Origin of the sequence: Mesorhizobium sp. B1-1-8 (assembly GCF_006442795.2) — a bacterium.
Taxonomy (GTDB): domain Bacteria; phylum Pseudomonadota; class Alphaproteobacteria; order Rhizobiales; family Rhizobiaceae; genus Mesorhizobium.
Genome location: NZ_CP083956.1, coordinates 164,163 through 181,155, shown reverse-complemented (window position 1 = coordinate 181,155; position 16,993 = coordinate 164,163). Strand labels below are relative to the sequence as shown.

Here is a 16,993-nt window from a genome sequence, read left to right as displayed (position 1 = left end):
GCGCGGGTCTAGCGAGTTGCCGACGCTTTGCATACCCCGAAAATCGGTGCCGTTTTGCCCAGCGCCGACCTCGGTCGCGATTGTTCGCCGGCTGCGGCATCGATCGGATCGAACTGGACCATATCGACTGCAGCAACGACCGCTATGGTTGGACCTTGGCCGAAACATCCCGCTTCATTGTGGATTAGAAGCGGATGATCCGGCAGAAACCGAGGCGCGAACCACACCAATGCCCGCAAAGACCGACATGGCCACTGAACTGGCGCTGCTTGCGGTGCTGGCGGTGCTGTGGGGCGCGTCCTATACCTTCATCAAGATCGGCGTCGAAACGATCCCGCCGGTGACCTTCATCGCCGGGCGCACCTTGATCGCAGGCGGCATTCTGCTTGCAGTCATCCGCTGGCGCGGCCTTGCCATGCCTTGGGATGCGGTGCACTGGCGCCGGTTCATGTTTCAGGCCTGCATGAACAGCGTCGTGCCATTCACGCTGATTGCCGCCGCCGAGCGCTCGATCGATGCCGGCCTTGCCACCATCCTCAACGCGACGTCGCCGATCTTCACCTTCCTGCTGACGGCGCTGATCACTCGCCATGAGCCGGTGACGACGCGCAAGCTGGTCGGCGTCGGCGCCGGCATCGCCGGCATATGCCTCATCGTCGGCGCGCAAGCGCTTGGCGGCATCGGTCATCAGCTTTGGGCGCAGCTTGCGGTCGTCGCGGCCACCATATGCTATGCAGGTGCCGCCATTTTCGGGCGCAATTTCCGCGGTCTCGACCCGATGGTGCCGGCGGCCGGCTCGATGATCTGCGGCGCAGCGATCCTGATACCCTTGAGCCTTGTCTTCGACCGGCCGTGGACATTGTCGCCATCGACGGCGTCGATCCTGGCGCTGCTTGGGCTTTCGGTCTTCTCCACCGCTCTCGCCTTCTCAATCTTCTTCCGCCTCATCCACACGCTGGGCTCGGTCGGCACCACCTCGCAGGCCTATCTGCGCGTGCCGATCGGGGTCGGCATCGGCGCCCTCTTCCTCGGCGAGAGTCTCGGCCCGACGGCCTGGCTCGGCATGGCCTTCGTCGTCGCCGGCGTCGCGGCCATGACCATTCCGGCCCGCCAGGCCAGGCTTGCGCAATAGTTGCGCTGCTCATCAAGCCCGCTTATCTCGGAAGCGTCTTTTCTCGAATGGGTTTTGAGGACGCCGTGATTCTCGACGCCGCCCGCGCCGCCGCCAGCCGGCTGTTTTCGCCCGAATTCCGCACCGTGTTCCTGAAGACGCTGGGGCTGACATTGTTGGCCCTGGTGGCGCTGTGGTTCGCTCTCGAGAGCCTGCTCGAATGGCTGGCCTGGCCGTGGCTTGATGCGCTGCTGCCCGGCCTGCCGTCCTGGGCCGGATTATTGGGCGCGATCATCGCCGGCATCCTCCTGGCGATGGGCATGGCACTGCTCGTCGCGCCGGCCACGGCGATCGTCGCCGGCCTCTTTCTCGACGATATCGCCGAGGTGGTCGAGCGCACCGACTACCCAGATGATCCGCCAGGCCGCGCCGTGCCGGCGCTGCATTCGCTGGCGCTGGCGATAAAATTCTTCGGCGTCGTCATTTTGGGCAATATCGTCGCCTTGCTGCTCTTGCTGGTGCCGGGCATCAACATCGCCGCCTTCTTCATCGTCAACGGCTATCTGCTCGGGCGCGAATTCTTCGAATTCGCCGCCATGCGGTTCCGCCCGGAGGCGGAGGCCAAGGCGCTGCGCCGGAAATATGCCGGCACGGTGTTCCTGGCCGGGTTGCTCATCGCCGCCCTGCTAGCCGTGCCGCTGCTCAACCTGCTGACGCCGCTCTTCGCCGCCGCCATGATGGTGCATCTGCACAAGGCGGTTTCGGCGAAGGAGCCCGTTTAGTCGGTGCCGCCGCCACGGAACAGCGCCTGCAGCTTGCCGAACGGCATCGCCGCGCGGGTGAAGCCGAAGGTGCCGTCCTGCTGGATCTCGCGCGCCGCCGTCTCCAGCATGCCGTAGGCGAAATTCGTCAGCCACGGTCCGAGCGAGATGCGTTTTACCCCGGCCATGGCGAGGTCGGCGGTGGTGAAGCCCGGCCGCGCCATGACATTGACCGGCTTGCCAACTGACGAGCAGATCGTGCGCACCATTTCGATATCGCTGATGCCCGGCGCATAGAGCACGTCCGCGCCGGCGTTCTCGAAAGCCTGCAGGCGCTTGATCGTGTCGTCGAGGTCGGTCTTGCCCCAGAGGAAATTCTCGGCCCGCGCGGTGAAGACGAAATCGTGCTTCAGCGCCCGCGCCGCCTCGGCGGCCGCGGCGACCCGTTCGACCGCATGCGAGAATTCGTAGATCGGGTTGTCCGGGTCGCCGGTGTGATCCTCGATCGAGCAGCCGGCAAGGCCGGCGGCTTCCGCCGCGAAGATGGTTTCGGCGGCCTGTTCGGGACTGTCGCCCTTGCCGCGCTCGAGGTCGGCCGAAACCGGCAGGTCGGTTGCCGCCGTCACTTCGCGGCAGTGGTGGATCATCGCCTCGAACGTCACGCCGCCGTCGGGCAGGCCGCGCGAGAAGGCAAAGCCTGCGCTGGTCGTCGCCAGCGCCTTGAAGCCGAAGGAGGAAAGAAGCTTGGTCGTGCCGACATCCCAGGGATTGGGCATGACGAAGGTGGAGGCATGCAGGTCGCGAAAGATCTTGCCTTTGTCCATGGCGGGTCCTCGATCATGATCGGAATTGTCGGGGGAATTTATCGCGCCAGCCGGGGCCGGGCAAACGAATGCGGTTGGTTCAGAAACGTTTTACGTTCTCTGCTGACAATTCGTGAGTGTCTTGGAGAGCCAGTCGGTCAGCCAACCCAAACCAGCCTATTGGATCGGCACCAGTCCGGCCAGATCGCGCATGTCGTCGAACAGGATGCCGCCGGCTTCCGCCAGCCCGTCGCGGTCGGAATAGGGATCGGCATGATAGGAGAAGACGCGCATGCCGGCGGCCATGCCGGCCTCGGTGCCGGCGACGCTGTCCTCGATGACGATGCAGTCGGCCGGCGCGAAGCCCATAGTCTTTGCGGCATGGAGGAATAGGTCGGGAAACGGCTTGCCGTGCGCGACCATGGTCGAAGAGAACATGGCATGCTCGAACAGTGGCAGCAGCCCGGTCTGGCCGAGCGTGATGTGCATCTTCGAGACGCGCGCCGAGGAGGCGACGCAATAGGCGATGCCGGCGGCGCGCAGCTTCTCGATGAAGTCGCGCGCATGGGGGATCGCCTCGACCCCATGCGCGAACAAATCCGGCAGACCGGCATTCCAGCGCTCGACGAAGTCTGGGCCCAGCCTGACAGCCGTCGCCTCTTCGATCTCCTTCTGCACCGAGATCATGCTGCGGCCGGAGAAATGCTTGCGGCAATATTCGAAAGTGGTGGCAAAGCCGGCAGCCTTGAGCCATTCGGCGAGACGCCGGTTAGCCAGATTCTCGGTGTCGACCAGGACTCCGTCGCAATCGAAGATGACGAGTTTGGGAAGGGACATTGTTTCAGTCATATTGCACCATTCTGGCGGAGGGAATTTGGGCCAAGGTCGAGACCTTCGGCGCAGGCCGTGCTGGTGGCACGGCCAAGTCCGAAGGCCGAAGGATTTGGCCCGAATTCACCCACCAGAATGGTTCAATATGACTGAAACAATGCCCAGCCATCAAGCGGTGCCGGTCGACCCGAATCCGCCGGAACCTCGCGCGGTCCCGCCAGTCAGTGATCGCTCTTCGCTGGCGACCTGCGTCACCGCGGCAAAGACGATCTGGGCGATGCGCATGCCGCGCGTCACCGCGAAATCCTCATCGCCGAGGTTGATCAAAAGCACCTTCACCTCGCCGCGATAGTCGCTGTCGATGGTGCCGGGCGTGTTGAGGACGGTAAGCCCATGCTTGAAGGCAAGGCCGGAGCGCGGCCGGACCTGGCCTTCCATGCCTTCCGGGATTTCCAGGATCAATCCGGTTGGCACCAGCGCGCGTTTTCCCGGTAGGATCAGCAGTGGCCGATCGTCCGGCACCGCGGCGCGCAAATCCATGCCGGCGGCGCCGGCGCTTTCATAGGCCGGCAGCGGCAGGCCCTCGCCATGCGGAAGCCTGACGAAACCGACGGGGGGGCCGATGACGGAGGAGGGATAGACAGCTGTGCGCATGAGCCCACTCCTATCGTCGCGAATGCCGATTCGGTCAACTCGACCGTGACGGTATCCAACGCTTTCTTTGAGGCGTCACGATGACCTTGCTTTCAAGCGAAGACGTGTCAACAAGGTGCTGCGCTGGTGGAATGCCCACTTGGCGATTGGCGAGAACGCCCATCACGTCGTCATCCACGGGCGGAGCAAGGAGCGAAGCGACGCGCGTAGACCCGAGGATCCATTCCGTGACTGGGAAGCGTCGCGACGATCCAGAATTCTGCTCCGCTGCATTCTACGGTCGAGGTAACAGAATGGATCCTCGGGTCTGCGCTCCGCTACGCGTTGCTCCGCCCGAGGATGACGAAGTTGGGAGGCCGTGGCTGCCTCAGCGCAGCTCCACCGGCACCACCGTCGTCTCCTTGATCTCCTCCATAACGAAGGAAGCCGAGACGTCCGACAGTGCCACCTTGGCGATCAGCCGCTGGTAGAGCCGGTCATAGGCCTTTACGTCGGCGACGCGGGCGCGCACCACATAATCGAGATCGCCGGACATGCGATAGACTCCGGTGATCTCCGGAAACACGGTCACCGCGGCGCGGAATTTCTGCAGCCAGTCCGGATCGTGGTTGGAGGTGCGGATCAGGATGAACACCGACAGCCCCAGCCCCAGCTTGTCGGCATCGACCAGCGCCACCCGTCCGGTGATGACCCCGTCCTCCTCCAGCCGCTTGACCCGCCGCCAGCAGGCGTTGCGCGACAGCGCTACCCGCTCCGACAGCTGGTCGACCGACAGTGTGCCGTCGCGCTGGAGTTCTGCCAATAATCTTCGGTCGATTTCATCGATTTCCAGCGTCATGTTGGGATAAATGTCCCAAAAAATGGCGCGATACAAGGACAATTTGAGACCAATGAACCTTCGGTCCGTGGCAGGATACTCAGCATCGGGGCTCATCCCGGCAGGAGGGATCACCATGACGACACGGTTTGCTTCGCTCTTCACCTCTCACCCGGCCAAGGTGGGCGAGACCTATTTCAGCCATATGGCCTTTGCCGCCTGGTTCTGTTCCCGCCTGTCGATGGCCGCGGGCGCCGCGCTCGTTCATGCTTTCTTGCCATTTCTGTTCGAGACTACGGCCAGCCGAATCGTCCGCGAGCTCTATGAGCGCACGCACAACAGAGGCTCACATGCGGTCAAGGAGCCTCGGGCCCTGATGGATCGCGCCTAGCAACGGAAGAAGCGATGTGCCGGTGGGCGGCCTATTTTGGTGAAGCGGTCTTCCTCGAAGACATCATCACCGCGCCCTGCCATTCGCTGATCGCCCAGAGCCATTGCGCCCAGGAAGCCAAGTCGCCGACCAATGGCGACGGCTTCGGTCTTGCCTGGTACGGCGACCGGCCGGAGCCCGGCCTCTATCGCGACATCCTGCCGGCCTGGTCGGATCCCAATCTGAAGAGCCTGTGCCGGCAGATCAAATCCGGCCTGTTCCTCGCCCATGTGCGCGCCTCGACCGGCGGCGCCACCAGCCGCATGAACTGCCATCCCTTCATCTCCAGCCGCTGGTCGTTCATGCACAACGGCCAGATCGGCGGCTTCGAAAAAATCCGCCGCGCCCTGGAAAACTCGCTCTCCGACGAAGTTTTCGACCTGCGCGAGGGCACCACCGATTCCGAATTGTTTTTCCTGCTGATGATCGACGAGGATTTGGCGAGCGACCCGCAAGGCGCAGTTGCGCGCGCCACCAGCCGCGTGCTGGAAGCCTCCCGCCGCGCCGGGCTCGAGCCCGCCCTGAGACTCACCGCCGCCTTCTCCGACGGACAGGCGCTCTACGCCGTGCGCTATGCTACCGACCATCATGCGCCGACGCTTTACACCTCCGTCTTCCGCAATGGCGGCCGCTGCATCGTGTCGGAACCCTTCGACCGCGACGGCGGCGAGTGGCAGGCGATCCCGCCGTCGAGCTTCGTCACCATGTCCGGGGACGCCACCAGCATCCGCCCGTTTGCTCCGGCAGCGGCGAAGCTGGCGCTGGTCGGCTGATCAAGCGCGTCCCGGTCGGGGTTGCCCGCCGGCTACTGAGCAAACCGCCCCAGCCCATAGGGCGCAAGCAGCGCATCGCGTTCGCCATCGAGGATCTCGCGGGTGGCAAACAGCCCGACAGCGGGCGCCAGCGTGACGCCTGAATGTGTGACGGCGATATAAAGACCGTCAACACCTTCGGCGCGGCCGATGATCGGGAAACCATCGATCGGAGTCGGCCGGTAGCCGACGGTATGGAAATCGAGCTCCAGCCCCTCGGCGCCGCGCAGCATCGCCTTCGTCGCCGCGAACAGGTCCCGCGCGGTCGCGGTTGCATCCACGCCCGGATCGCCACCGCCGAAATCCGAGCCGGCGATGATACGGCCCTCCGCCGTCTGCCGCATATGCAGCCGGTCGCCCAGCACCAGCCCGTTGAGCAGTTTTTCGTATGGACGCGAGTGGACGATCAGGCCCGGCGGCGTTTCGATCGGCAGCTTGATGCCGGCCGTTGCAGCGATGGCTGGAACGCCGGCGCCTGCCGCGACGACGACCTCGTCGGCGGCAATTGCTTCTCCGGACACGACCACGCCGGTGACGCGATCGCCGGATATCGCCAGGGCACCGACGGTCCCCGTGACGATCCGCGCCCCGCGCCGTTCGGCATCGCCAAGCAGCGCCTTGGCGGCGGCGACCGGCTCGGCCACGCCTTCCTCGGCAACATACATTGCGAAATCCGGAAGCTCGGCGAGATTGGGCTCGATCAGCGCCGCCTGCTCGCGGCCGACCCGCTCGATGCCGTAGCCCCAGGCCGAATGCTCGGCCGCATAGGCCTCGAGCCTGTCCGCCGGCAGGTCGAAGCACAGGCCGCCGCACCATGCGAGCGGCAGGCCGGGCAGGTCTTTCGCCAGCCGTTTCCATTCGGCCATGGCGCGGACACGCAGCCGGAAATAGGTTTCCGGGTTACCCCAACTGGCATTGATCCAGGCGAAGGAATTGGGTGTGGCGACACCGCCGGCCCCGCTGTCGGCAATCACCGTCACCAGCGCACCCGCTCTGCTCAGATGCCAAGCGATAGATGCACCGATGATACCGGCGCCGATGACGATGACTTCTTTTGTCACGCTGCCCTCTCAGTCCTCTCGTCGGTGAGGTCGTTTTTACCTGCCATCTGCGCGGGCTTTTGCCAACGCAAACTTCTCGCTTGACATAAATACGTACGTACGTATTATATTGCCATGGCTAGACAATCACTCCGCGAAAACCTTCTCGAGGCCGGCTTCCAGACCATCTGGAATGCCGGCTACACCGCAGCCGGCGTGCGCGACATCGTCGCGGCGGCCGGCGCCAGGCCGGGTTCCTTCACCAACCATTTCGCCTCGAAGGAAGACTTCGCCGGCGAAGTGCTGGAACGCTACTTCGCCTATGTTAGCGGCTTGGTGGAAAATGCGCTGGCGCAGGACGGCACGCCGCCCGTCGGCAGGCTGCGCCGCTATCTCGACGTCATCACCTCCAAGCTCGAAGCTCATGACTGGGCGCGCGGCTGCATGATCGGCAATCTCAGCCTCGAGACGGCGGTTCACAGCGAGCCGCTCCGGCTCAGGCTGGTCGATATTTTCGAGCGCTGGCGCCAGCCATTTGCAGCCTGTATCGCGGAGGGTCAGGCGGCAGGCGAGATATCCAGGACATTCGATGCCGAGGACCTTGCCGATTTCCTGCTGTCGTCCTGGCAGGGCGCAATGCTGCGCATGAAGGTCGAGCGCAGCCCGGAACCGCTCGAGCGGTTCAAGAAAATCATCTTCAGCACTGTATTTGGGAAGGAGACAGCGTGATGAATGCGACGACCGACGGACAACAGGCCGCCTTGCGGCGTTCACATGTGGCGGTACTGGATTCAATCATGTCCTATCTGGAGGCCGGATCGGATGGCCCGACCATATTGTTCCTGCACGGCAACCCGACCTCCTCCTACATCTGGCGCAACATCATCCCGCATGTCGCGCAGGTCGGCCGCTGCATCGCGCCCGATCTGATCGGTTACGGTCAGTCGGGCAAGCCGGATATCGACTACCGCTTCTTCGATCAGGTTCGTTATCTCGACGCCTTCATCGACGCCCTCGACCTCAAGGATCTGGCGATCGTCGCCCAGGACTGGGGCACCGCGCTCGCGTTCCATTTCGCCGCGCGACGGCCGCGGCGCATTCTGGGACTTGCTTTCATGGAATTCATCCGGCCCTTCGAGCGCTGGGACGATTTCCACCAGCGTCCGCAGGCGCGCGAGCTCTTCAAGGCGTTGCGCACGCCGGGCGCCGGCGAGAAGCTGGTGCTGGAGGAGAACGTCTTTGTCGAGAAAGTACTGCCGGCCTCCGTGTTGCGGTCGATGAGCGAGGAGGAAATGGATGCTTACCGGGCGCCGTTCCCGACGCCGCAGTCGCGCAAGCCGGCGCTGCGCCTGCCGAGGGAACTGCCGATCGAGGGCCTGCCGGCCGATGTCGCCGCAATCAGCGCGCACGACCACCGGGCGCTGCGGCTCTCCACCTATCCGAAATTGCTTTTCGCTGGCGATCCAGGCGCTCTGATTTCACCGCAGGCGGCAAAGGAATTTGCGTCGACGCTGAAGAACTGCCGCTTCATCGATCTGGGGCCAGGCGCCCATTATCTGCAGGAAGACCATCCGGATACGATCGGCAAGGCCGTTGCCGGTTGGTTGCCTGAGATCGCCCGGGCGGAAGGTGAGACTGAACCGGCCTGAGCCGGAGCCGCGGGCACAAGGCGTTCGTCGCCGCAGGTCGACAGACCGGCGCCGCGCTGGTAGAAGCGCCGCCTGTCACACGGAACGCCTTAAAAGAGAAATGCCCGAAATCATACCTGAAGAGGTTGCGCGCCGCCGCACTTTCGCGATCATCGCGCATCCCGACGCCGGCAAGACCACGCTCACCGAAAAGCTGCTTTTGTTCGGCGGCGCCATCCAGCTTGCCGGTGAGGTAAAGGCCAAGAAGGATCGCATCCAGACCCGCTCCGACTGGATGAAGATCGAACGCGAGCGCGGCATCTCGGTCGTCACCTCGGTGATGACCTTCGAATATGAGGACAATGTCTTCAACCTGCTCGACACGCCCGGCCACGAGGATTTTGCCGACGACACCTACCGCACCTTATCGGCGGTGGATTCGGCCGTCATGGTCATCGACGCCGCCAAGGGCATCGAGCCGCGCACGCTGAAACTGTTCGAGGTCTGCCGGCTGCGCGACATCCCGATCATCACCTTCGTCAACAAGATGGATCGCGAGAGCCGCGATCCGTTCGAGATCCTCGACGAGATCGAGCAGAAGCTGGCGCTCGACACCGCCCCCATCACCTGGCCGATCGGCCGCGGCAAGAGCTTTTGCGGCACCTATCATTTGGCGCTGAACGCCGTGCGCAAGCGCGATGCGGAGCGGGAGCGCACGCCGGTCAACGGTCCTGATTCCAACCGCGTCGCCGGCCTGCTGCCGGAAAACGAGCGCGAGGCCTTCATCGAGGAGCTGGAGCTCGCGCGCGAGGCCTGCCGCCCGCTCGACATCGACGCTTTTCGCGAAGGCCATCTGACACCGGTCTATTTCGGCTCGGCGCTGCGCAATTACGGCGTGCGCGACCTGATCGAAGCGCTCGGCGCCTACGGCCCGCCGCCGCGCGCGCAGGACGCTGATGCGCGAATGGTGGAGGCGACCGAGGACAAGATGACCTCCTTCGTCTTCAAGATCCAGGCCAACATGGATCCCAACCATCGCGACCGCATCGCCTTCGTCCGCGTCTGCTCGGGCAAGCTGGAGCGCGGCATGAAGGCCAAGCTGGTGCGCACCGGCAAGCCGATGTCGCTCTCGGCGCCGCAGTTCTTCTTCGCACGCACCCGCGTCACCGCCGACGAGGCCTTTGCCGGCGACGTCGTCGGCATTCCCAACCACGGCACGCTGCGCATCGGCGACACGCTGACCGAGGGCGAGGAAATCTTGTTTCGCGGCGTGCCGAATTTTGCCCCGGAAATCCTGCGCCGCGTCCGGCTCGGCGACGCGATGAAGGCCAAGAAGTTGAAGGAAGCGCTGCACCAGATGGCCGAGGAAGGCGTCGTGCAGCTGTTTTCGCCGGAGGACGGCTCGCCGGCCATCGTCGGCGTCGTCGGCGCCCTGCAGCTCGATGTGCTGAAGGAGCGGCTGAACTTCGAATACACGCTTCCGGTGGACTTCGAGATGTCGCGCTTTTCCGTCTGCCGCTGGATCTCGGCGGACGACAAGGCGGAGGTGCAGCGCTTCATCGAGGCGCATCGCGGCGACATCGCCCGCGACCTCGACAACGATCCCGTGTTCCTCGCCCAGCACGCCTTTTCGCTTAACTACGAAGCCGAGCGCTGGAAGGCGATCCGCTTCACCGCGGTTAAGGACTATCAGGTCCGCGACAAGGCGGCGTGAGCTGTTTTTCCCTTCCCCCTTGTGGGGGAAGGTGGCCTCGCGAAGCGAGGTCGGATGAGGGGTGTTCCAGGGAATGCCAGCGTCTCACTCCGCTGGAGCACCCCTCATCCGTCTCGGCGCTTCGCGCCGATCCACCTTCTCCCGCAAGGGGGAAGGGAAAAGCCGCGCTCACCCCTTCGCCGCTTCTTCGATCTTGGCGATGTCGATCTTGCCCATCTGCATCATCGCCGACATCACACGACCGGCCTTGGCCCGGTCGGGGTCCTGAAGCAGGCGCGGCAACTGCTCCGGCACGACCTGCCAGGACACGCCGAACTTGTCCTTCAGCCAGCCGCACGGACCGGGCTCGCCGCCTTCCGTGAGGCGGGTCCAGAAATGGTCCACCTCTTCCTGCGTCTTGCAGTCTATCGACTGCGACATCGCCTCGTTAAACTTGAAATTGGGGCCGCCATTGAGCGCCTGAAACGGCACGCCGTCGAGTTCGAATGAAGTCATCAGCACTTTGCCCTCGCTGGCGTGACCCTTGGGCCAACGCAAAACGCTCAGCACCTTCGAATTCTTGAAGATGGAGATGTAGTGGTTCATCGCTTCTTCGGCCTGGCCGTCGAACCACAGACAGGTGGTGATCTTTTGCATGTCCGCTCCTTGGATTGTCCCGGGTTGGGTCCGTCTTTAAACGGTGCGCCGACGATTTCGTGCCGTGACCGCTGCTTCAAGGACGTATCGGCAGGGCGCGATCCGACAGCCGCTTCAAATTTTCCTGAAGAATCATGGCGCAGCGCAAAACTGTGGCACGGCCGGATCATGGCCGCTATAACCGCTGCCGACTGAAATTCAGCGCCGCCGCGCCGCGCCCGGCGCGGCCAGCCAGCAAGGACAATTCGATGCCCGCCTATCGTTCCCGCACCACCACCCATGGCCGCAACATGGCCGGCGCCCGCGGCCTGTGGCGCGCCACCGGCATGAAGGATTCGGATTTCGGCAAGCCGATCATCGCGGTGGTCAATTCCTTCACCCAGTTCGTGCCGGGCCATGTCCATCTGAAGGACCTCGGCCAGCTGGTCGCGCGCGAGATCGAGAAGGCCGGCGGCGTCGCCAAGGAGTTCAACACCATCGCCGTCGACGACGGCATCGCCATGGGCCATGACGGCATGCTCTATTCGCTGCCGTCGCGCGAGCTGATCGCCGACTCCGTCGAATATATGGTCAACGCGCATTGCGCCGACGCCATGGTCTGCATCTCCAATTGCGACAAGATCACCCCCGGCATGCTGATGGCCTCGCTGCGCCTCAACATCCCGACCGTGTTCGTCTCCGGCGGGCCGATGGAGGCCGGCAAGGTGGTGCTGGCCGGCAAGGCGCAGGCGCTCGACCTGGTCGACGCCATGGTCGCGGCCGCCGACGACAAGATCTCCGACGAGGACGTCAAGGTCATCGAGCGCTCGGCCTGCCCGACCTGCGGCTCGTGCTCCGGCATGTTCACCGCCAATTCGATGAACTGCCTGACCGAGGCGCTGGGTCTTTCCCTGCCCGGTAACGGCTCGACCTTGGCCACCCATGCCGACCGCAAGCGCCTGTTCGTCGAGGCGGGTCACCTGATCGTCGATTTGGCGCAGCGGTATTACGAGCAGGAAGACGAAAGCGCGCTGCCGCGCGGCATCGCCACCAAAGGCGCTTTCGAGAACGCCATGGCGCTCGACATCGCCATGGGCGGTTCGACCAACACGGTGCTTCACATTCTTGCCGCGGCGCATGAGGGCGAGGTCGACTTCACCATGGAGGACATCGACCGGCTGTCGCGCAAGGTGCCGGTGCTGTGCAAGGTCGCGCCGGCGAAGTCGGACGTGCACATGGAGGACGTTCACCGTGCCGGCGGCATCATGGCCATCCTCGGCCAGCTCGACGAGGCCGGGCTGATCAACCGCGACCTGCCGACCGTGCACACGGCGAGCCTCGGCGAAGCGCTCGACCATTGGGACATTTCCCGCACCTCAAGCAAGATTGTGCGCGATTTCTTTCTGGCCGCGCCCGGCGGCGTGCCGACGCAGGTCGCCTTCAGCCAGGACCGCCGCTGGGACGAGCTCGACACGAACCGCGAGACGGGCGTCATCCGCTCGGCAACGACGCCGTTCTCGAAGGATGGCGGCCTCGCGGTGCTGAAGGGCAATCTGGCGCTAGACGGCTGCATCGTGAAGACAGCCGGCGTCGACGAGTCGATCCTGAAGTTCACCGGCCCGGCCCGCGTCTTCGAGAGCCAGGACGCGTCGGTCAAGGCGATCCTCGGAAACGAGATCAAGGCCGGCGACATCGTCGTCATCCGCTATGAAGGGCCGCGTGGCGGCCCCGGCATGCAGGAAATGCTCTACCCAACCAGCTATCTGAAGTCGAAAGGCCTCGGCAAGGCCTGCGCGCTGGTCACCGACGGTCGCTTCTCCGGCGGCACATCCGGCCTGTCGATCGGCCATGTCTCGCCCGAGGCGGCCGAAGGCGGGTTGATTGGGCTTGTCCACGAAGGCGACACGATCGAGATCGACATCCCCAACCGCAAGATACATCTGGCCGTCAGCGAAGCCGAGCTCGAAGCGCGCCGGACGGCGATGAACGCCAAGGGCGCCGACGCCTGGAAGCCGGCCGAAAAGCGCAAGCGCAAGGTGACGACGGCGCTCCGCGCCTACGCCGCCTTCGCCACCAGCGCCGACAAGGGCGCTGTGCGGAACGTGCCTGAGTAGGGTTTGCGCTAAACCCCCTCATCCGGCCGCTTCGCGGCCACCTTCTCCCCGGTGGGGAGAAGAGGCTGGCGCCGGCGTTGACGACCTCTTCTCCCCTCGGGGAGAAGGTGGCCCGAAGGGCCGGATGAGGGGGCCTGCGCCTACATTCGAAGGCACCCTCACGGCATCAGCTGGTATTCGTAAAGCTTCTGATAGAGCCCGCCCTGCTTGAGCAGCGTCTTGTGCGGGCCGCTTTCCTGCACCTTGCCCTTTTCCAGCACCACGATCGTGTCGGCTTGGTGCACGGTCGACAACCGGTGCGCGATGACGATCGTCGTGCGCCCGACGGTGAGCTGCTGCAGCGCGTCGCGGAACAGCGCTTCCGATTCCGCATCCAGCGCGCTGGTCGCTTCGTCGAGCAGCAGGATCTCGGCATTGCGCAGCATTGCGCGCGCGATCGAGATGCGCTGGCGCTGGCCGCCTGACAGCAGTGCGCCGTTCTCGCCGACATCCGTCTCATAGCCCTTGGCCATGGCGCTGATGAAGTCATGCGCATTGGCGGCCCTGGCAGCGGCCACGACCTCTTCGTCCGTCGCGTCCTGGCGGCCGAGGCGGATGTTGTGCATGACGGTGCCGGCAAACAGGAACGTGTCCTGGCTGACATAGGCGATCTTTTCGCGCAGCGAAGCGAGCGTGGCGTGAGAGATGTCCTGGCCGTCGAACAATACCTTGCCCTGTTGCGGGTCATACATGCGCATGATGAGGTTGAGGATCGTCGACTTGCCGCTGCCCGAAGGTCCGACCAGGGCCGTCATCTTGCCGGCTGCAAAAGTCAGGTTGAAGTCCTCGAATACCGGCGAACTTTCCGGATAGGCAAAGCTCACATCGTCGAAACGGATCTCGCCCGGCCCGGCCTGCAGCGGCCTGGCATCGGGTTTTTCGGCAAGCGTCAGCGGCCGGTCGGCGAGCTGGAACATCATGCGCACGCCGACTATGCCGGTTTCCAGCGAGATGCGCACGCGCGCCAGGCGCTTGGCCGGCTCGTAGGCCAGCAGCAGCGCCGCGATGAAGGCCATGATGTTGCCAGGCATCTGGCCACCTTGCAGGACGAGGAAGCCGCTGACCAGCACCGCACCCGATATTGCCAGTCCAGCCAGCGTTTCCATCACCGGGCTGGTGGCGGCCTCCAGCGTGGCGATGTTGTTGGCGCGTGTCTCGACATCGGACACTGCTTTGTGCATGCGCTTGCGCATCGCGCCTTCGAGATTGAAGGATTTGACGACACGCACGCCGATTGCCGTTTCCTGCATCACATGCACGATCTGGCCGAGCGATCGGAATTCCATCTTGGCGATATGGCGGACGCGCTTGAGGATATGGTTGACGCCGTAGATGGCGACAGGCCCGATGACGAAACAAATCAGCGACAGCGCCGGCTGCTGCCAGACCATGACCAGCACAAGCACGATCAGCGTCACCAGGTCGCGCACGTAGGAGGTGACGACGAGATCGAGCACGCTGCGCGCCGCCTGCGCGTTGTTGGTCATGCGGGTGATCAGGTCCGACGACGAGGTCGAATGGTAGAACTCGATGCCTTGCGCGAGGATGCGGTCATATATCTTGCGCTGCCGGTCGGCGATGATGGCGTTGCCGACCCGGCTCATGAAATAGGCCTGGACGAAGTTGGCAATGCCCTTGAGGATGAAGATCGCCGCGACTGCCGCGGCGATCAGGTTGACGCGGTCGATCCTCTTGTAGATTACGAATTCGTTGGTGATCTCGCGCAGGATCCAGGCGCTGGCGCCGGTCGTGGCGGCCACCACCAGCATCGACAGCATGGCGGCGCCATAGCCGAATTTATGCTGGCTGAAGGATTCCTTGACCAGCCTTGCGATGAGGCGCTGGTTTTCCGTCAAACGGAAGAAGCGAAACAAACGGCTGGTCCCATGCCAATTTCGGATTCGCCACAGGGGCGAGAGGCGGCTTATAGAGCGAGTTGCCGCTGGATGGAACCTTTTGCCGCCCACGAAGGAAACGGCTGCGGCAGGGTGTCTTTTCGGCCACGATAGCGGTCGATTCTTCGAGGGGATGAACAGAAATGGATTTCGACCTCATCGTGCGTGGTGGCACGCTGCCCGACGGCAGGGTTGCCGACATTGGCATAAATGGCGAGATCATTGCGGCGATCGAACCGGAACTTAAGAATTCCGCGCGCGCCGAGGTCGACGCGAGCGGCAACCTGGTCTCGCCGCCTTTCGTCGATCCGCATTTTCATATGGACGCCACGCTTTCCTACGGCATCCCGCGCATCAATGCCTCGGGCACGCTGCTCGAAGGCATTGCGCTCTGGGGTGAGTTGAAGCCGCTGCTGACCCAGGAGGCCGTGCGCGACCGGGCACTCGCCTATTGCGACTGGGCGGTGTCGATGGGCCTGCTTGCTATCCGCAGCCATGTCGATGTCTGCGACGACCGGCTGCTTGCGGTGGAAGCCCTGCTCGATGTCAAAAAGATCGTTGCGCCCTATATCGATCTGCAGCTCGTCGCCTTTCCGCAGGACGGCCTCTACCGCTCGCCGACGGCGCTCCAAAACACCATCCGCGCACTCGATCTGGGCGTCGACATCGTCGGCGGCATCCCGCATTTCGAGCGCACAATGGCCGACGGCACGCGCTCGGTGACCGAGCTCTGCGAGATCGCCGCCAAGCGCGGCCTGATGGTCGACATGCATTGCGACGAGACCGACGATCCGCTGTCTCGCCACATCGAGCAGCTTGCCTATGAAACGCTGCGCCTCGGACTGCAGGGCAGGGCGGCCGGCTCGCACCTCACGTCCATGCACTCGATGGACAATTACTACGTCTCTAAGCTGCTGCCGCTGATTGCCGAGGCCGGCGTCTCGGCCATCCCCAATCCGCTGATCAACATCATGCTGCAGGGCCGCCACGACGCTTTTCCGAAACGGCGCGGCCTGACCCGGGTGAAGGAGATGCTGGCGCTTGGTATTCGCGTCGGCTGGGGCCAGGATTGCGTGCTCGATCCCTGGTATTCGCTGGGCACGGCCGACATGCTCGACGTCGCCTTCATGGGCCTGCATGTCGCCCAGATGTCGAGCCCGGCCGATATGGCGCGCTGCTTCGATATGGTCACCAACGTCAACGCCGCCATCATGGGGTTGGATCATCTCGGCCTCGCCGAAGGCAAGCGCGCCAGCCTCGTCGTGCTCGACGCCGGCAATCCTATCGAAGCGATACGACTGCGCCCTGAACGCCTCTGCGTCGTCGCCAGGGGCAAGGTCGTGGCCGAGCGAACCAGGCAGGAAACGCGGCTGTCGATCGCTGGACGGCCGGCGCAGGTGAACCGGCGGCATAAAACAGCGCAGGCCTCTGCGTCTCGGTTAGACCGGTCGCATTAGCGGCGCTTTCGCCCATCTCCAAAGTCAGCGATCTGCTTCGTTTGGGGCAAAGCATCATGAACGGTTCGCGATTGGCCGGACCGCTCGTGACTTCGTCATTCTATGGCGAAGCAAGGAGCGAAGCGACGCGGCGCAGACCATAGAATCCATGCCGTTACCTCAAAGCGTCGCAGCGATGCAGAACGACCTTTGTCCTGCGCCGCTTCCGCCCTTCGCGCGCGGTTACGGCATGGATCCTCGGGTCTGCGCGTCCGCTTCGCTCCCGCTCCGCC

The 16,993-nt window shown here is 64.0% G+C and carries 16 protein-coding genes; 9 read left to right on the top strand and 7 right to left on the bottom strand.

Annotated features, from left to right (window positions below; all coding sequences use genetic code 11):
* Nucleotides 1-229: 229 nt before the first annotated feature.
* Entirely contained in the window at nt 230-1,132 is a 903-nt protein-coding gene (locus FJ974_RS00865; RefSeq protein ID WP_140534617.1) for a DMT family transporter, read from the top strand.
* A gap of 65 nt (nt 1,133-1,197) precedes the next feature.
* Nucleotides 1,198-1,893, top strand: a complete 696-nt coding sequence (locus FJ974_RS00860) for a sulfate transporter family protein (protein ID WP_140534697.1) — start codon at nt 1,198-1,200, stop codon at nt 1,891-1,893.
* Here the strand turns inward: FJ974_RS00860 and FJ974_RS00855 are convergent.
* The 4 genes from FJ974_RS00855 to FJ974_RS00840 form a co-directional block, all read right to left on the bottom strand.
* Nucleotides 1,890-2,696, bottom strand: a complete 807-nt coding sequence (locus tag FJ974_RS00855) for an isocitrate lyase/PEP mutase family protein (protein WP_140534619.1) — start codon at nt 2,694-2,696, stop codon at nt 1,890-1,892. The genes FJ974_RS00860 and FJ974_RS00855 overlap by 4 nt on opposite strands.
* Nucleotides 2,697-2,852: 156 nt before the next feature.
* Complete coding sequence (locus FJ974_RS00850; RefSeq protein WP_140534622.1) at nt 2,853-3,512, bottom strand: HAD family hydrolase; 660 nt, start codon at nt 3,510-3,512, stop codon at nt 2,853-2,855.
* A gap of 162 nt (nt 3,513-3,674) precedes the next feature.
* Nucleotides 3,675-4,160, bottom strand: coding sequence for a dUTP diphosphatase (gene dut / locus FJ974_RS00845; protein WP_140534625.1), 486 nt, complete (start codon nt 4,158-4,160; stop codon nt 3,675-3,677).
* A gap of 367 nt (nt 4,161-4,527) precedes the next feature.
* A complete protein-coding gene (locus tag FJ974_RS00840) occupies nt 4,528-4,998 on the bottom strand; it encodes an Lrp/AsnC family transcriptional regulator (protein WP_140534627.1) in 471 nt (156 codons plus the stop codon).
* Nucleotides 4,999-5,113: 115 nt separating this feature from the next.
* Between FJ974_RS00840 and FJ974_RS00835 the strand changes: the two genes are divergently transcribed.
* Nucleotides 5,114-5,368: a DUF6356 family protein gene (locus FJ974_RS00835; protein ID WP_140534630.1), complete on the top strand. Its 255-nt coding sequence runs from the start codon at nt 5,114-5,116 to the stop codon at nt 5,366-5,368.
* Nucleotides 5,369-5,382: 14 nt separating this feature from the next.
* Nucleotides 5,383-6,180, top strand: a complete 798-nt coding sequence (locus tag FJ974_RS00830; protein WP_140534633.1) for a class II glutamine amidotransferase — start codon at nt 5,383-5,385, stop codon at nt 6,178-6,180.
* Between the two features lie 32 nt (nt 6,181-6,212).
* Here FJ974_RS00830 and FJ974_RS00825 read toward each other — a convergent pair whose 3' ends face one another.
* On the bottom strand, nt 6,213-7,280 hold the full coding sequence (locus FJ974_RS00825) for an NAD(P)/FAD-dependent oxidoreductase (RefSeq protein ID WP_140534635.1): 1,068 nt from the start codon (nt 7,278-7,280) through the stop codon (nt 6,213-6,215).
* A gap of 114 nt (nt 7,281-7,394) precedes the next feature.
* Between FJ974_RS00825 and FJ974_RS00820 the strand changes: the two genes are divergently transcribed.
* The 3 genes from FJ974_RS00820 to FJ974_RS00810 all read left to right on the top strand — a co-directional run bounded on the left by FJ974_RS00820 (nt 7,395) and on the right by FJ974_RS00810 (nt 10,601).
* A complete protein-coding gene (locus FJ974_RS00820; protein ID WP_140534638.1) occupies nt 7,395-7,988 on the top strand; it encodes a TetR/AcrR family transcriptional regulator in 594 nt (197 codons plus the stop codon).
* A complete protein-coding gene (locus tag FJ974_RS00815) occupies nt 7,988-8,908 on the top strand; it encodes a haloalkane dehalogenase (protein ID WP_140534640.1) in 921 nt (306 codons plus the stop codon). The genes FJ974_RS00820 and FJ974_RS00815 overlap by 1 nt, the downstream gene beginning before the upstream one ends.
* A gap of 100 nt (nt 8,909-9,008) precedes the next feature.
* Nucleotides 9,009-10,601, top strand: coding sequence for a peptide chain release factor 3 (locus FJ974_RS00810; protein ID WP_140534643.1), 1,593 nt, complete (start codon nt 9,009-9,011; stop codon nt 10,599-10,601).
* A 168-nt stretch (nt 10,602-10,769) separates the two neighbouring features.
* On the opposite strand, the gene FJ974_RS00805 is transcribed toward FJ974_RS00810, so the two are convergent.
* Nucleotides 10,770-11,237: a VOC family protein gene (locus FJ974_RS00805; protein WP_140534645.1), complete on the bottom strand. Its 468-nt coding sequence runs from the start codon at nt 11,235-11,237 to the stop codon at nt 10,770-10,772.
* Nucleotides 11,238-11,485: 248 nt separating this feature from the next.
* Here FJ974_RS00805 and ilvD point away from each other — a divergent pair, with 248 nt between their 5' ends.
* Nucleotides 11,486-13,330: a dihydroxy-acid dehydratase gene (gene ilvD, locus FJ974_RS00800; protein WP_140534700.1), complete on the top strand. Its 1,845-nt coding sequence runs from the start codon at nt 11,486-11,488 to the stop codon at nt 13,328-13,330.
* Nucleotides 13,331-13,488: 158 nt separating this feature from the next.
* Here the strand turns inward: ilvD and FJ974_RS00795 are convergent, their stop codons facing one another.
* Nucleotides 13,489-15,243 (bottom strand): ABC transporter ATP-binding protein, encoded by a 1,755-nt coding sequence (locus FJ974_RS00795; RefSeq protein ID WP_140534648.1) that lies wholly within the window; start codon nt 15,241-15,243, stop codon nt 13,489-13,491.
* A gap of 164 nt (nt 15,244-15,407) precedes the next feature.
* On the opposite strand from FJ974_RS00795, the gene FJ974_RS00790 reads away from it, so the two are divergent.
* Nucleotides 15,408-16,721 (top strand): amidohydrolase family protein, encoded by a 1,314-nt coding sequence (locus FJ974_RS00790; protein WP_140534650.1) that lies wholly within the window; start codon nt 15,408-15,410, stop codon nt 16,719-16,721.
* The last annotated feature ends 272 nt before the right edge of the window (nt 16,722-16,993 follow it).

Bases quoted from the DNA above. Each gene is read 5' to 3' on its own strand.
- FJ974_RS00815 (WP_140534640.1), top strand. From the start codon at position 7,988: ATGAATGCGACGACCGACGGACAACAGGCCGCCTTGCGGCGTTCACAT.
- FJ974_RS00850 (WP_140534622.1), bottom strand. From the start codon at position 3,512: ATGTCCCTTCCCAAACTCGTCATCTTCGATTGCGACGGAGTCCTGGTC.
- FJ974_RS00855 (WP_140534619.1), bottom strand. From the start codon at position 2,696: ATGGACAAAGGCAAGATCTTTCGCGACCTGCATGCCTCCACCTTCGTC.
- dut (WP_140534625.1), bottom strand. From the start codon at position 4,160: ATGCGCACAGCTGTCTATCCCTCCTCCGTCATCGGCCCCCCCGTCGGT.
- FJ974_RS00865 (WP_140534617.1), top strand. From the start codon at position 230: ATGCCCGCAAAGACCGACATGGCCACTGAACTGGCGCTGCTTGCGGTG.
- ilvD (WP_140534700.1), top strand. From the start codon at position 11,486: ATGCCCGCCTATCGTTCCCGCACCACCACCCATGGCCGCAACATGGCC.
- FJ974_RS00820 (WP_140534638.1), top strand. From the start codon at position 7,395: ATGGCTAGACAATCACTCCGCGAAAACCTTCTCGAGGCCGGCTTCCAG.
- FJ974_RS00835 (WP_140534630.1), top strand. From the start codon at position 5,114: ATGACGACACGGTTTGCTTCGCTCTTCACCTCTCACCCGGCCAAGGTG.
- FJ974_RS00810 (WP_140534643.1), top strand. From the start codon at position 9,009: ATGCCCGAAATCATACCTGAAGAGGTTGCGCGCCGCCGCACTTTCGCG.
- FJ974_RS00790 (WP_140534650.1), top strand. From the start codon at position 15,408: ATGGATTTCGACCTCATCGTGCGTGGTGGCACGCTGCCCGACGGCAGG.
- FJ974_RS00840 (WP_140534627.1), bottom strand. From the start codon at position 4,998: ATGACGCTGGAAATCGATGAAATCGACCGAAGATTATTGGCAGAACTC.
- FJ974_RS00805 (WP_140534645.1), bottom strand. From the start codon at position 11,237: ATGCAAAAGATCACCACCTGTCTGTGGTTCGACGGCCAGGCCGAAGAA.
- FJ974_RS00830 (WP_140534633.1), top strand. From the start codon at position 5,383: ATGTGCCGGTGGGCGGCCTATTTTGGTGAAGCGGTCTTCCTCGAAGAC.